The organism is Janibacter endophyticus (genome assembly GCF_016888335.1).
GTDB classification, from domain to species: domain Bacteria; phylum Actinomycetota; class Actinomycetes; order Actinomycetales; family Dermatophilaceae; genus Marihabitans; species Marihabitans endophyticum.
Window position 1 is genome coordinate 345,732 of the sequence record NZ_JAFEJG010000004.1, and the last position, 12,125, is coordinate 357,856.

General features: G+C 72.4%; 13 protein-coding genes and 1 pseudogene. 6 read left to right on the forward strand and 8 right to left on the reverse strand.

Annotated features, from left to right (window positions below; all coding sequences use genetic code 11):
- Window positions 1-30: 30 nt before the first annotated feature.
- Together JNO54_RS01680 and JNO54_RS14690 are read right to left on the reverse strand one after the other, a co-directional pair.
- Window positions 31-300: a PIN domain-containing protein gene (locus JNO54_RS01680; RefSeq protein WP_204144489.1), complete on the reverse strand. Its 270-nt coding sequence runs from the start codon at window positions 298-300 to the stop codon at window positions 31-33.
- Entirely contained in the window at window positions 240-584 is a 345-nt protein-coding gene (locus JNO54_RS14690) for a type II toxin-antitoxin system VapB family antitoxin (RefSeq protein WP_307818003.1), read from the reverse strand. The genes JNO54_RS01680 and JNO54_RS14690 overlap by 61 nt, the downstream gene beginning before the upstream one ends.
- Window positions 585-587: 3 nt before the next feature.
- Here JNO54_RS14690 and JNO54_RS14695 point away from each other — a divergent pair, with 3 nt between their 5' ends.
- Window positions 588-713 (forward strand): hypothetical protein, encoded by a 126-nt coding sequence (locus JNO54_RS14695; RefSeq protein ID WP_267911350.1) that lies wholly within the window; start codon window positions 588-590, stop codon window positions 711-713.
- 18 nt (window positions 714-731) lie between these two features.
- Here JNO54_RS14695 and JNO54_RS01690 read toward each other — a convergent pair whose 3' ends face one another.
- Window positions 732-1,463: an alpha/beta hydrolase gene (locus JNO54_RS01690; RefSeq protein WP_204142333.1), complete on the reverse strand. Its 732-nt coding sequence runs from the start codon at window positions 1,461-1,463 to the stop codon at window positions 732-734.
- 44 nt (window positions 1,464-1,507) lie between these two features.
- Between JNO54_RS01690 and JNO54_RS01695 the strand changes: the two genes are divergently transcribed.
- Window positions 1,508-2,164: an SIMPL domain-containing protein gene (locus JNO54_RS01695; protein ID WP_204142334.1), complete on the forward strand. Its 657-nt coding sequence runs from the start codon at window positions 1,508-1,510 to the stop codon at window positions 2,162-2,164.
- A 22-nt stretch (window positions 2,165-2,186) separates the two neighbouring features.
- On the opposite strand, the gene JNO54_RS01700 is transcribed toward JNO54_RS01695, so the two are convergent.
- The 4 genes and pseudogenes from JNO54_RS01700 to JNO54_RS14310 form a co-directional block, all read right to left on the reverse strand.
- On the reverse strand, window positions 2,187-3,167 hold the full coding sequence (locus tag JNO54_RS01700) for an NAD(P)H-binding protein (RefSeq protein WP_204142335.1): 981 nt from the start codon (window positions 3,165-3,167) through the stop codon (window positions 2,187-2,189).
- Window position 3,168: 1 nt separating this feature from the next.
- The gene (locus JNO54_RS01705) at window positions 3,169-3,723 is read right to left on the reverse strand and encodes an SRPBCC domain-containing protein (protein ID WP_204142336.1); all 555 of its coding nucleotides are present in this window, start codon (window positions 3,721-3,723) and stop codon (window positions 3,169-3,171) included.
- Window positions 3,724-3,792: 69 nt separating this feature from the next.
- Window positions 3,793-5,286: a glycoside hydrolase family 3 C-terminal domain-containing protein gene (locus JNO54_RS01710; RefSeq protein ID WP_233703325.1), complete on the reverse strand. Its 1,494-nt coding sequence runs from the start codon at window positions 5,284-5,286 to the stop codon at window positions 3,793-3,795.
- Window positions 5,287-5,367: 81 nt separating this feature from the next.
- Window positions 5,368-6,173 (reverse strand): annotated as a pseudogene (locus JNO54_RS14310) (glycoside hydrolase family 3 N-terminal domain-containing protein); the annotation flags it as partial.
- A 29-nt stretch (window positions 6,174-6,202) separates the two neighbouring features.
- Between JNO54_RS14310 and JNO54_RS01720 the strand changes: the two are divergent.
- The gene (locus tag JNO54_RS01720) at window positions 6,203-6,619 is read left to right on the forward strand and encodes a VOC family protein (RefSeq protein ID WP_204142339.1); all 417 of its coding nucleotides are present in this window, start codon (window positions 6,203-6,205) and stop codon (window positions 6,617-6,619) included.
- 69 nt (window positions 6,620-6,688) lie between these two features.
- Complete coding sequence (locus JNO54_RS01725) at window positions 6,689-7,483, forward strand: MerR family transcriptional regulator (RefSeq protein WP_204142340.1); 795 nt, start codon at window positions 6,689-6,691, stop codon at window positions 7,481-7,483.
- 153 nt (window positions 7,484-7,636) lie between these two features.
- Here the strand turns inward: JNO54_RS01725 and JNO54_RS01730 are convergent, their stop codons facing one another.
- Window positions 7,637-9,409, reverse strand: coding sequence for an AMP-dependent synthetase/ligase (locus JNO54_RS01730; protein ID WP_204142341.1), 1,773 nt, complete (start codon window positions 9,407-9,409; stop codon window positions 7,637-7,639).
- Window positions 9,410-9,595: 186 nt separating this feature from the next.
- Here JNO54_RS01730 and JNO54_RS01735 point away from each other — a divergent pair, with 186 nt between their 5' ends.
- Both JNO54_RS01735 and JNO54_RS01740 read left to right on the forward strand, forming a co-directional pair.
- Complete coding sequence (locus tag JNO54_RS01735) at window positions 9,596-10,399, forward strand: GTPase domain-containing protein (protein ID WP_204142342.1); 804 nt, start codon at window positions 9,596-9,598, stop codon at window positions 10,397-10,399.
- Window positions 10,400-10,410: 11 nt separating this feature from the next.
- Window positions 10,411-12,069, forward strand: a complete 1,659-nt coding sequence (locus JNO54_RS01740; protein ID WP_204142343.1) for an ABC1 kinase family protein — start codon at window positions 10,411-10,413, stop codon at window positions 12,067-12,069.
- Window positions 12,070-12,125: the final 56 nt, after the last annotated feature.

Consider the following 12,125-nt stretch of genomic DNA (forward strand, 5'->3'; position numbering starts at 1 on the left):
GGATGCCGACGCTCCGTCAGGGCGTCACGATCACCGCCCGAGCGACGCCGGGTGGAGCCGCGGCCGGACCACCTCGGCGAGCCGAGCGAGGTCGCGGTCCTGCGACAGGCACTCGGCGGCGTGCCGTAGCGCCACCGCCGCGATGAGGCAGTCGATGAGTCCGCGCGGCGCCACGCCGTGCCGGCGGCTGGGGCGGTAGATCGACACCGCGGCATCGAAGTCCGCAGCTGCGTCGAAGGTCAGGAGCGGGAACCGGTCCAGGAGACGGCGCAGCTCTCGTTCCCGCTCCGGGGAACGAATCGTGTTCCGGGTGGCGGTGTCTCGGCCGGGAGGTCGTCGATCGCGTGCGCTCCGCGCATGGCGAGCGCCTCGTCGAGCGTCATCGGGTCACCCGCGAGGTGTCGCAGGGCGAGATCGACCGCCTCGGTCTTCGTCACCAGGCCGTAGCGGCTCATGATCCGGTCCACGTAGTCGTTCTCGATGAGGATGTTCGTCCGCGTCCACCACGGGTCGGCGCCAGGCACGACGACCGTCTCGTGCAGCTCGTTGTCCTCGCGACGAGCGGGAGAGCCGACTCGAACCACTTCATGAGCAGCTTCAACGGCGAGGTCTACGTCGTCACACCACATGGGTGGGCAGCCAGCTCCGGGGACTCCTTCGGCACCAGCCCGCGCATCGGCGACCGCCATCGACCCGTGCTCCGTGCCGTGTGAGCAGCCTCGACCCCTCCGTCAGTCCGCGAGCTCCCGCACGAACCCCACGACCACGCGCAGCACCTGGCTCGGTGCCTCCCACAGCGTGTTGTGGCCGCGTCCCTCGACGACGACCCGCCGCGACCCTTCGATGAGCCCGCCGAGGGCCTCGCTCATCGCGGGCGGCACGAGGGTGTCCTCGGAGCCGTGGAGCAGCAGCGTCGGCACCTCGATCTGCTCGGCGACGGACTCGGTGTCGAAGCGGTCCGGCACGACGAAGGCGGGCAGCTTCGGCACGAAGGTCCGGAACATCGCCGTCATCGACGTGAAGGGCGAGACGAGGACGAGCCCCGCCCCGGCCCCGTCCACGGCGAGCCGGGCCGCGACCGCGCTGCCGAGCGACTCACCGACGAGCACGGTGCGCGCCTGCGGCACACCCCTTCGCCGCAGCTCGGCCACACCCGCGGCCGCCGCCTCGACGAGGCCCGCCTCGTGCAGCCGCCCACGGACCGGCCCGTAGCCGGGGTACTCCACGGCCGCGAAGCCCACCCCTTCGCGCTCGAAGAGGTCGGCCAGCGGCGCGACGGTCCCGAGGTCGCTGCCGTTGCCGTGGCAGTAGACGACGGTCCACCCGTCAGCGGGACCCGGGCGGTGAAGCAGTGCGTGCCCGTCCGCGGTCTCGACGAGATCGTCGCCGACGGCGACCCGGTCCCACACCGGGGCCGGGTAGACCAGCCGACGCGTCAGCGGGCGAAGGGGGTGACGACTCACCCTTCGACCCTACGGCGGTCCCCGCTCGCCGTTACGTTGGTGCCATGCGGATCACGGTCATCGGCACCCACGTCGCGTCGCACGAGCCCGAGGTCGGTCGGCTCCGGCTCGAGGTCAGCCGGTCGGGAGCAGAGGCGGCGCAGGTCTACGACGAGACGGTCGCGACCGTGCAGGCCATCACCGCCGACCTCAGGGGTCTCGACGGCCAGGGCGACCTGGAGTCCTGGGAGGTCCAACCCGTCGCGACGAGCTCGTGGACGCCGCACGACCCGTCGGGCCGACCGCAGGCCGAGGAGCACACGGCACGGTCCGAGGTCGTCGCGGTCTTCCGTGACCCGGAGGTCCTCGCCGGCTTCGCCGCGCGGCACGGCTCGACGCCAGGGCTGTCCCAGCACCCAGTCGTCTGGGAGCTCACCGACGAGACCCGGGGCAGGTTGCGCGACGAGGCGACCGCCGGCGCGGTCGTCGCGGCGCACGAGCGGGCCAGGGTCGTCGCGCAGGCGGCCGGCGCCGGACGGGTGCGCTGCCTCGCGATCGCCGACCCCGGGCTGCTCGACCGGCCGGGCGGGGAGGTAGAGGCCATGTCCCTCAAGGCTGGCTTCGCGGCGCGCGCCAACCACGAGACCGTCGAGCCCCGGCCGGGGCGGCTCGAGGTGCGCGCCGAGGTGAACGCGACCTTCGAGGCGGACGTCGACGTCTGACCGGGCCTTGGACGAGACCCCGTCAGCGGGTCCAGGCCGGGTCGCCGGCCGACGGGCGAAGGGGGTCCTCCCCGGCGGCGGCCCCGTCGTGGTCGGGGTCGAAGGGGACGACCCCTCGGGTGATGGACTCACGCACCCCGACGAGGGTGCGGCCGGGCTCGCCGAGCACCTCGCGGGCGTCGTGGCGGCAGATCATGTCGTGGTGCAGGGAGTGCACGAGCGCCTCGACGGTCGCGTCGTCGACGTCGGTGAGCGCGCCGGCGACCGGGCCCATGAGCTCGGGCGGCATCCACGGCAGCGGGATCTGCATGCGGGTGTAGCCGACGACGTCGGCGTAGACCCGGAGCAGCTCGGGGTAGCTGAGGACGTCCGGACCGCCGATGTCGAGGTAGCCGTGGACGTCGGTCGCCTCGACCGCGAGCGCGAGGTACTCGACGGCGTCGCTGACGGCGATCGGCTGGACGAGGGTGTCGCGCATCCAGGTCGGCACAGGTCGGATGCCGGGCATCCGCCGCGACACCTGCCGCACCACCTCGAAGCTCGCCGAGCCCGACCCCATGACGATGGCCGCACGGAGCGTCAGGGTCGTTGCCGACGACAGGGTGAGGATGTCCTCGACCTGCAGCCGAGAGCGCAGGTGGTCGGAGAGCTCGGCGTCGGGCAGGTCGGGGACGAGGCCCGAGAGGTAGACGACGTGCCCCACGCCGGCGTCGTCGACGGCCTGCGCGACGTTCGCGGCAGCGATCGCGTCGCGCGAGACGTAGTCGCGGTCGTCGAGGCCGTGGATGAGGTAGACGAGCACGTCGATGCCCTCGACCGCGGCCCGGACCTGCTCCGGGTCGAAGACGTCCATCGCCCGCCACTCGACGTTGTCGCGCCACGGGTAGGCCGTCGTGCCGGTGCCGTCGGAGGAGGTGGCGACGACCTCGTGACCGCGCTCCAGCAGGGCAGGGACGAGCCGCGAGCCGATGTAGCCGCGGGCCCCGGTGACGAGGACGCGCACGTCAGCGCTTCTTCCGGCCGAGGCGCATCATCGAGCGGCCGTACGAGGCGACGAGTCCGGGCAGGACGGCGCGGCCGATGTCGAGCGGCTCGTCGTCGGGGCCGCCGGTGCTCGCGGACGCCGGGCCGGAGAGGCACATCACGAAGTGCTCGATGAGCGGGTCGGACGCGCGCTGCCCGATGCCGCCGCCGAGGTTGGTCGGCGCACCCTTGACGTCGAGGGTCGTCGTGATGTGCACACTGCTCCGCTGGGCGCTGATCTCGGTGAGCCGCACGTCGATCGTGATGTCGGCCTTGCCGAATCCGTGCCGTTCCTTGCCGGTCGCCTTGACCTGCGCGACGCGGGCGGACTCGTCCTGCTTCGTCATCGAGCCGACGCCGTCGTAGGTGAGGACGAAGGGGCCGAGCTTGACCTTGAGCGCGCCGACGAAGTCGTCGCCGGTCACCTCGCTGACATGCGCGCCGGGGAAGCAGCGCCCGACCCGCTTGAGGTCGGTGAAGGCGCGCCACATGTGGTCGACGGACGCGTCGACGTCGTGCTGGTGGGTGAGTTTCACGTCCTCGACCCTAGTTCGACCGAGGGCGAAGGGAGCCGGTCGGCACCTGGGCGGTCTCGGAGACGAACCTCACCCTCGACGTCGGGTGAGGTTGGCCAGCCGGACGACCCCGTCGACCACCCGCCACGGCAGCATGCCAGCGCCGATGCGGACGGCCGCGCGCAGCGGCAGCTCGGCGAAGTTGCGCTCGATCATGTCGGCCATCCCCGGCTCGGCCGCGGCGATCTGGGGGCCGACCGCGACCTTGCGGACGATGTCGCGGAAGGCCCGCCCGACCCGGGTCGTCGCGATCTCGTCGAAGGTCGAGTCACGGGTGAAGGGGCGCACGGGCGTGGGTGTCGGGACGGCCCCGCCGAGACGGGCGGCGAAGGCCTCGTCCGAGGCGGCGATCGGTGGGGCGTCGGCCCGCTCGGTCCGGGGGCCGACCGCTGTCACGCCGCCGGTCACCCGCACCCGGGCCTCGCCGGCGATGTCGACGCTGGAGCGTCCGACGAGCAGCTCGTGCTCACCCTCGGGCGTGCGCCAGCCCGCCTCGTCGACGTCCCAGTAGGCGAAGGCCCGGTCGGTGAGCTCGACCCGCACGCGCGTGGAGTCCCCCGGCTCGAGGCGGACCTTGGCGAAGCCGACGAGCTCGCGCTCGGGCCGCAGGACGAGCCCGGTGAGGTCGCGGCGGTAGACCTGGACGACCTCGGAGCCGGGCCGGTCGCCGACGTTGGTCGCGGTGACCTCGACGGTCAGGGGCTCGCCGGCACCGACCGTCGTCGGCGCCGAGACGTCGCTCAGCTCGATCCGCGTGTACGACAGCCCGTGGCCGAAGGGGAAGGCCGGCTCGGGACCTCCAGAGACGTGGTGCCGGTAGCCGACGAAGAGTCCCTCCCGGTGCTCGACCTGCCGCGGCTGCCCGGGGAAGAAGGGGTCGGCGGCGACGTCCGAGGTCGCGGCCGGGAAGCTCTCGGCGAGCCGCCCGCCAGGCTCGACGTCACCGAGGAGGACGTCGACGAGGGCGCCTCCGCCGGCCTGGCCACCGAGGTAGGACTCGACGATCGCGGCGACGTCCTCGCGCCACGGCATGAGCACGGGCGCACCGTTGGAGAGCGCGACGACGGTCAGCGGGTTGGCGGCGGCGACCGCCCGGACGAGCTCGTCGTGGGCGGGCGGCAGGGCGAGGCCCTCGCGGTCGAACCCCTCGGACTCGTGGCGGCCCGGCAGACCGACCATGACGACGGCGACGTCGGCATCACGGGCGGTCGCGACGGCCTCGGCAAGCAGCTGGGGCGAGCGGCGGTCGGCTTCAGGGGTGCAGCCCTGGGCGTACCGGACGTCGATCCCCTTGTCCGCGAAGGCGGCTCGCGCGGTCGTCACCCGCCGAGCGTTGACGAGGGAGGAGCCGGCGCCCTGGTAGCGGGGCGTCTCGGCGAAGGGTCCGATGAGCGCCACCGTCGTCTCCGGCCGAAGGGGGAGGACCCCCGAGTTGGCGAGGAGGACCGTCCCCTCGGCGGCGACCCGACGGGCCAGCGCGTCGTGCTCGTCGTCGTGGTCCCTGAGGTGCGAGGGCCCACCCATCCCCGTCGCCCGACCCACGAGGTCGAGCACCCGCTGAGCGCTCGCCGTCACGTCCGACTCGGCCACCGACCCGTCCGCGACGGCCGCGAGGACCTGCGGGTCGGAGAGCCGGTGCCCACCGGGCATCTCGAGGTCGAGGCCGGCGGCCACCCCCTTCGCCCGGTCCGCGACGGCACCCCAGTCGCTCACGACGAGGCCCTCGAAGCCCCACTCGTCGCGGAGGATCCCGGTGAGGAGGCGACGGTTCTCGCTGCACAGCTCGCCGGCGAGGGAGTTGTACGCGCACATGACCGTCCACGGCCGTGCGGTGCGCACGACGTGCTCGAAGCCGCTGAGGTAGATCTCGCGCAGCGTGCGCTCGTCGACGACGGCATCGACGACGAAGCGGTGCGACTCCTGGTTGTTCACCGCGAAGTGCTTCACCGACGCCCCGACCCGCGGGACTGCAGCCCGCGCACGAGCGCCGCGGCCATCCGCCCGGAGACCAGCGGGTCCTCGCTGAGGTACTCGAAGCTGCGACCGCCGAGCGGGTGGCGCTTGATGTTCAGGCCCGGCCCGAGGACGACGTGGACCCCCTGCTCGCGCGCCTCCTCGGCGACGGCGGCCCCGACCTCCTCGGCGAGCGCCTCGTCCCAGGTCGCCGCGAGGGTCACCGCGGTCGGGAAGCACGTCGCCGGCAGGCTCGGCGCGACCCCGAGGTGGTCCTCGCCGCTGCCTCGCTGGACCCGCAGGCCGTGCGGCCCGTCGGTCATCGTCACCGCGGGCACGCCGTCGAGCTCCTGGGTGCGCCACACGGCCCCGCCGGAGAGCAGTCGCACGCGGTCGCGCAGGTCGAGGTCGGCAGCGGCGGGCAGGGAAGGGCCGGTCATGCCGCCATCCTCACCCATCCGGCGTGCGCGCCCGATAGGTTCGAGGAGTGATCACCGCAGTGCACGCGCTCATCTACAGCGACGACGCGACGGCGACCCGCGCCTTCTTCAAGGACGTTCTCGGTCTCCCCTTCGTGACCGACGTCTCGTCCACCGAGGACGAGGTGGCGTCCGAGGGCGACCCGGCCGGCTGGCTGATCTTCGACACCGGTCCGAGCGAGCTCGGCGTCCACCCGACGAAGGGGGAGCACGCCGGGGAGGAGTTCGTCGCGCCGCGTCACCACCAGGTGAGCCTCATGGTCGAGGACATCGCCGCGACGGTCGCCGAGCTGCGCGGGCGGGGCGCCGAGATCGACGACGAGCCGGCCGACATGGGCTTCGGTCTCGGGCTCGAGATCGACGTGCCGGGCACCGACCCGATCCTCATCTACCAGCCCCGGCACGCCACGGCCTACCGCCGCTGACCCGGGCGCGCATCCCCCTTCGGTCCTGCGGCTTGACCCTCACGCGACGTGAGGCGCCACGGTGGACCCATGACCACCGCACGCAGCCGTCACACTGAGGTCGTGGATGACCCGATGACCGTCGGCGCCGTGGCGCAGGAGCTCGGCGTCACGGTGCGCACACTGCACCACTACGACGAGATCGGGCTGCTCTCCCCGTCGGAGCGCAGCCCGGCCGGCTACCGGCTGTACACGCGCAACGATCTGGAGCGTCTCGCGAGCATCGTCGTCTACCGACGGCTCGGGCTCGCGCTCGAGGACGTCGCCGCGATGCTCGACGGCGACGGGACGACCCGGGTCGAGCAGCTGCGACGGCAGCGCACGGAGGTCATGGCGAGGGTGGCCCAGATGACCGCCCTCGTCGACGCGATCGACGAAGCACTGGAGGCTGAGATGAACGACCGACCCGCGACCACCGACGACATCAAGAGGATCTTCGGCGACGGCTTCGGCGAGGAGTACCCGGCCGAGGCACAGGAGCGCTGGGGCGACACAGACGCCTGGCAGCAGTCGCAGCAGCGCACCGCCCGGATGACGAAGGCCGACTGGGAGCGCGTCAAGGAGGACGCCGAGTCGCTGGAGTCGGCGGCTGCCGCCGCCCTGCGCGAAGGGGTCGACCCCGCCTCTCCCGAGGGCCTGGACATCGCGCGGCGGCACCGGGAGAGCATCGAGGTCTTCTACGACTGCTCGCCGCAGATGCACGTCGGGATCGCGCAGATGTACCTCGCGGACCCGCGCTTCACGGCGCACTACGACGACCGCGAGCCGGGCCTGGCCCGGTGGCTGCACGACGCGATCGTCGCCCTCGCCACGGCCCGCCCCTGACCCTTGCGTCCGCCACCGTGGGCTCTCGGGCCCCACGGTGGCGGACGTTACGAGCCAGGCGTCCACAACGTCCGCCGATGTGGGTACGTAAGGCCCACGGTGGCGGACGTTGCGAAGGGGTGTGGTGGAGGTGGAGGTGGAGGCGGGGGCGGGTCAGCCGTAGAGCTCGCGCATCGTCTCGCCGCGGGTCTCCTCGATGACGTGCCGGCGGAGCTTGAGGGTCGCGGTGAGCTCGCCGCGCTCCTCGGTGAAGTCGTCGGCGAGGAGGACGAAGCGGCGGACCCCTTCGGCCCGGGAGACGGCCTGGTTGGCCTCGTCGATCACCTGCTGCAGCTCGACCCGGAGGGCCTCGTCGTCGACGAGGTCGGCCGGGTCGACGTCGCCCCGCCCCTTGTCGGCCGCCCAGCGGCGCACACCGTCGTGGTCGAGGGTGACGAGCGCGGCGACGAAGGGGCGGCCGTCGCCGACGATCATCGCGTGGGCGACGAGCGGGTGAGCCCGCAGCTCCTCCTCGAGCGGCCCGGGCACGACGTTCTTGCCGCCGGCGGTGACGATGATCTCCTTGGCCCGGCCGCTGATCGTCAGGTAGCCGTCCTCGTCGAGACGCCCAAGGTCGCCGGTCTTGAGCCAGCCGTGGTCGAAGACCGCCTCGGTGGCCTCCTCGTCCTCCCAGAAGCGCTCCATGACGACGAGCCCGCGCAGCTGGATCTCGCCGTCCTCGGCGATGCGGACCTCGTTGCCGTCGAGCGGCCGGCCGACGGTCCCGATGCGCTGCCGGCCGGGCCCGTTGACGGTGATCGCCGCCGAGGTCTCGGTCAGCCCGTAGCCCTCGTAGATCGGCACACCCGCCCCTCGGAAGAAGTGCTGGAGCCGCGGGTCGAGCGCGCCGCCGCCGCTGATCGCGTAGCGGCACTCGCCGCCGAGGGCCTCGCGGATCTTGGAGTACAGCAGCCGGTCGAAGAGCGCGTGCTCGGCGCGCAGCCGCGGCCCGCGGACGCGCGCGTCGCCGACCCCGTCACCCCCGAGGTCGCGACTCCACTCGAGGGCGACCTGGGACCCCCGGCGGAAGACCTCCGACGGGGCGCGGCCGGCCTCCCGGGCCTTGGTCCGGATCGCGTCGTGGACCTTCTCGAAGACCCGGGGCACACCGAGGACGACGTGCGGCCGGAAGCTCGACAGCGCCGTCGTCAGCGTGCCGAAGTCGGACCAGAAGCCCACCGTCATCCCACCCTGGGCGCCGGCGTGGGCGACCGCCCGGGCGAGCACGTGAGCCATCGGCAGGAACATGAGCATCCGGCGACCCTCCACGGCCTCCGACCCCACGGGCGCGGCCAGGAGCCCGGCGACCTCGGCGGCGAGGTTGCGATGGGTGAGGACGACCCCCTTCGGCCGTCCGGTGGTCCCTGAGGTGTAGACGATGGATGCGGGGGCGCCGATCGTCACGCCGTCCCGCCGGCGGACGAGCTCGGCGTCCTCGACGTCGAAGCCGCGCTCCTCGAGGGTCCGCAGCCCGCCGTCCTCGAGGACGAGCACCTCAGCGTCGAGCCCCTCGGCCAGGGCGGCCTGCTCGGCGGACTCGACGACGAGGACCTTCGCCCGGGAGTTCTCCACGATCCACGCGAGCTGGCTCGCGGACGACGACGGGTAGACGGGGACGGTGATGGCGCCGGCGGCCCAGATCGCCTCGTCGAGGAGCATCCACTCATAGCGGGTCTGGCACATGATCGCGACCCGGTCGCCCGCCTCGATCCCGCTCGCCATGAGCCCGCGGGCCGTCTTGACCAGCCCGGTGAGGTGCTCCCGGGCGCTCACCGTCTGCCACTCGCCGTCGACGTGACGGGCGTAGCTCGGGTGCTGCGGCTCCTCCACCGCCCGCCGCCAGGGGCGCAGGTGGAGCAGATCGGCTGACGAGACCTTGAGACTCACGAGTCTCCTTCCGGGACAACGGAAGACGACGCCTTCCTTACCACCGATCGAGTCTGGCACGGCGCCGTCGGAGTCCCCAATCCTGCATCCGCAGCCGCCGAGGTCACGCTGAGCGCCGGGAATCCCCGCGCGGTGTGATGAGGTTGGACCGAACGCCCCGCCGAACCATCCCGAGGTGACCCGCAGATGAGCCGACCGACGAGCCGCACCGTGGGCTCCAGCCTGTCCGGCCCCGCCCGCGCGGCCATCGGGACCAGCCTCGCCGGTGGCGCCCTCGGCGCCCTGACGAACGCGCCGCACCAGCTGAGCCACCTCTTCCGCGGCCGCTTCCCGACGATCGCGGTCACCGGCATGACCGGGGTCGGCAAGACCCGGCTCGCCGACACCATCGCCCGCCGCAACCCCACGATCGGCACCGACGACGTCGGCTCGGCGACGATGGAGCGGCGCACCCGCACGACGACGAAGGGGCGCGGCTTCCGTTTCCGCGTCGTCCCGGGCGACAACGCGGCCACCCGCCTGTCGGCCCTCGACGAGGTCTTCCACGACGAGCCCGTCGACGGTGTCCTGCACGTCGTCGCCTACGGCCACGCGACACCGCGCCGCACCGCCGGCATCACCGGTGCCGCGAGCGCGACCCGCGAGGAGCTGCTCGCGGCCGAGCTCGACGACTGGTCGATCACCGCGCACCGCATCGCCTCGATGGCCGTGCGCCGCGACAAGCCGATCTGGCTCGTCGTCGTCGTGACGAAGTCCGACCTCTTCGAGGACGAGCTCGACGAGGCCATCCGGTACTACTCCCCCGGCAGCGGATCCCCCTTCGCCGCCAAGCTCGACGAGCTCCGGTCCCTGGCCGGCGGGGCCAAGCTCTCCATCGACGTCCTGCCGATGTGCGCCCCCGACGGCACGAAGGCCAAGAAGGGCACCCCCTGCGAGCGCCACCTCGTCGCGCTCGAGACCCGGATGGCCCAGCTCTCCGGTCACGTCTGAGGAAAGAGACCATGAGCAGCTACACCGACCTCGTCCGGCTCCTCCTGCGCTACGGGCGGACCGATCTCCTCGCCGGCGCCCAGCTCGATGAGTTCGCCATCGGTGACGACGCCGTCGACGCCGGCTCGGAGAAGACGGCGCAGGCCTTCGCCGCCGACCTCGAGGCCATGGGTCCGACCTACATCAAGATGGGTCAGCTCCTCTCGACCCGCTTCGACCTGCTGCCGCCGGCCTACACCGAGGCACTGACCCGTCTGCAGGACACCGTCCAGCCATTCCCCTTCGAGGAGGTCAGGGAGATCGTCGAGTCCGAGCTAGGTGCCCGGATCAAGGACATCTTCGCGGACTTCGACGAGGAGCCGCTCGCCGCCGCCTCGCTCGGGCAGGTGCACCGGGCCACGACCCGCACCGGCCGCGACGTCGTCGTCAAGGTCCAACGGCCAGACGTCCGCGACACGATCCGTGACGACATGGAGGTGCTCGGCAAGGTCACCCAGCTCGCCGACCGCCGCACGAGCGTAGGCCGCTCCTACGGCCTGAACCAGCTGCTCGGGCAGTTCCGCCGCTCCCTCGTCGGCGAGCTCGACTACCGGCGCGAGGCCAAGAACCTCCTGCGCTTCGTCGAGCTGACCCGTGACTACGAGCGGCTCGTCGTGCCCGAGCCGCTCCTCCAGCTGACGACGAGCCGGGTCCTGACGATGGAGCACATCGAGGGACGCAAGGTCACCGACCTCGGGCCGCTCGCTCTCATGGACATCGAGGCCCGTCCCATCGTCGAGCAGCTCTTCCGCTGCTACCTGCGGATGATCCTCGACGACGGCGTCCTCCACGCCGACCCGCATCCGGGCAACCTCCTCGTCACCGACGACGGACGGCTGGCTCTGCTCGACCTCGGCATGATCGCCACCGTCCCGGACCGCGTGCAGACCCAGGTCGTCAAGCTCCTCCTCGCGATCAGCGACGGCGACGGCGAGGAGTGCGCGCAGGTCCTCGCCGAGATGGGCCACCCGCTCGAGGACTACGACGCAGCGTCCTTCCGCGAGGACGTCGCCCACCTCGTGAGCGAGGCGGTGGCCAGCGGCGCCGACATGGAGGCCGGCCGGGTCCTCGTCGACCTCTCCCGGGTCTCTGGCCTGCACGGGCTGCGGCCCCCGGCCGAGATGTCGATGATCGGCAAGGCGCTCCTCAACCTCGATCAGGCGACGGCGCACCTCGACCCGACCTTCGCCCCGGCCGAGGCGATCCGCGACAACGTCAGCGAGATCTTCGCGGCCTCGCTCAAGACCTCGCCCGGCGGGATCCTCGCGGCGGCGATCGAGGCCAAGGAGTTCACCGCCCTGCTGCCCAAGCGGGCCAACCGGATCCTCGACGCGGTCTCCCAGGGCGAGCTGAGGGTCCAGGTCGACGCCATCGACGAGCAGCGCCTGCACCTCGTGCTCCAACGGGTCGCGAACCGGCTCACCCTCGGGCTGATCATCGCCGCGACGATCATCGGTGCGGCGATGATGATGCGGGTCGAGACCGACGCCCGGATCTTCGGCTTCCCCGCGATCGCGATGGTCTTCTTCACCATCGCCGTGGTCGCCGCGATCGCCCTCGGCGTGCAGATCGTCCTCACCGACCGCAAGCTCGCTCGCACCCACCGCCCCAGCAGCGACGAGCACCTCTGAGGCCACTCAGGCGGAGATGACGTCCGGCCGGGTACCGATGAGTCGCAGGGCGGGAT

What these genes read in the sequence shown, in the direction of transcription:
- JNO54_RS01695 (WP_204142334.1), top strand. Translation starts at nt 1,508, where the DNA reads ATGCGGATCACGGTCATCGGCACCCACGTCGCGTCGCACGAGCCCGAG.
- JNO54_RS01740 (WP_204142343.1), top strand. Translation starts at nt 10,411, where the DNA reads ATGAGCAGCTACACCGACCTCGTCCGGCTCCTCCTGCGCTACGGGCGG.
- JNO54_RS01710 (WP_233703325.1), bottom strand. Translation starts at nt 5,286, where the DNA reads ATGGGTGGGCCCTCGCACCTCAGGGACCACGACGACGAGCACGACGCG.
- JNO54_RS01725 (WP_204142340.1), top strand. Translation starts at nt 6,689, where the DNA reads ATGACCACCGCACGCAGCCGTCACACTGAGGTCGTGGATGACCCGATG.
- JNO54_RS01735 (WP_204142342.1), top strand. Translation starts at nt 9,596, where the DNA reads ATGAGCCGACCGACGAGCCGCACCGTGGGCTCCAGCCTGTCCGGCCCC.
- JNO54_RS14695 (WP_267911350.1), top strand. Translation starts at nt 588, where the DNA reads ATGAGCAGCTTCAACGGCGAGGTCTACGTCGTCACACCACATGGGTGG.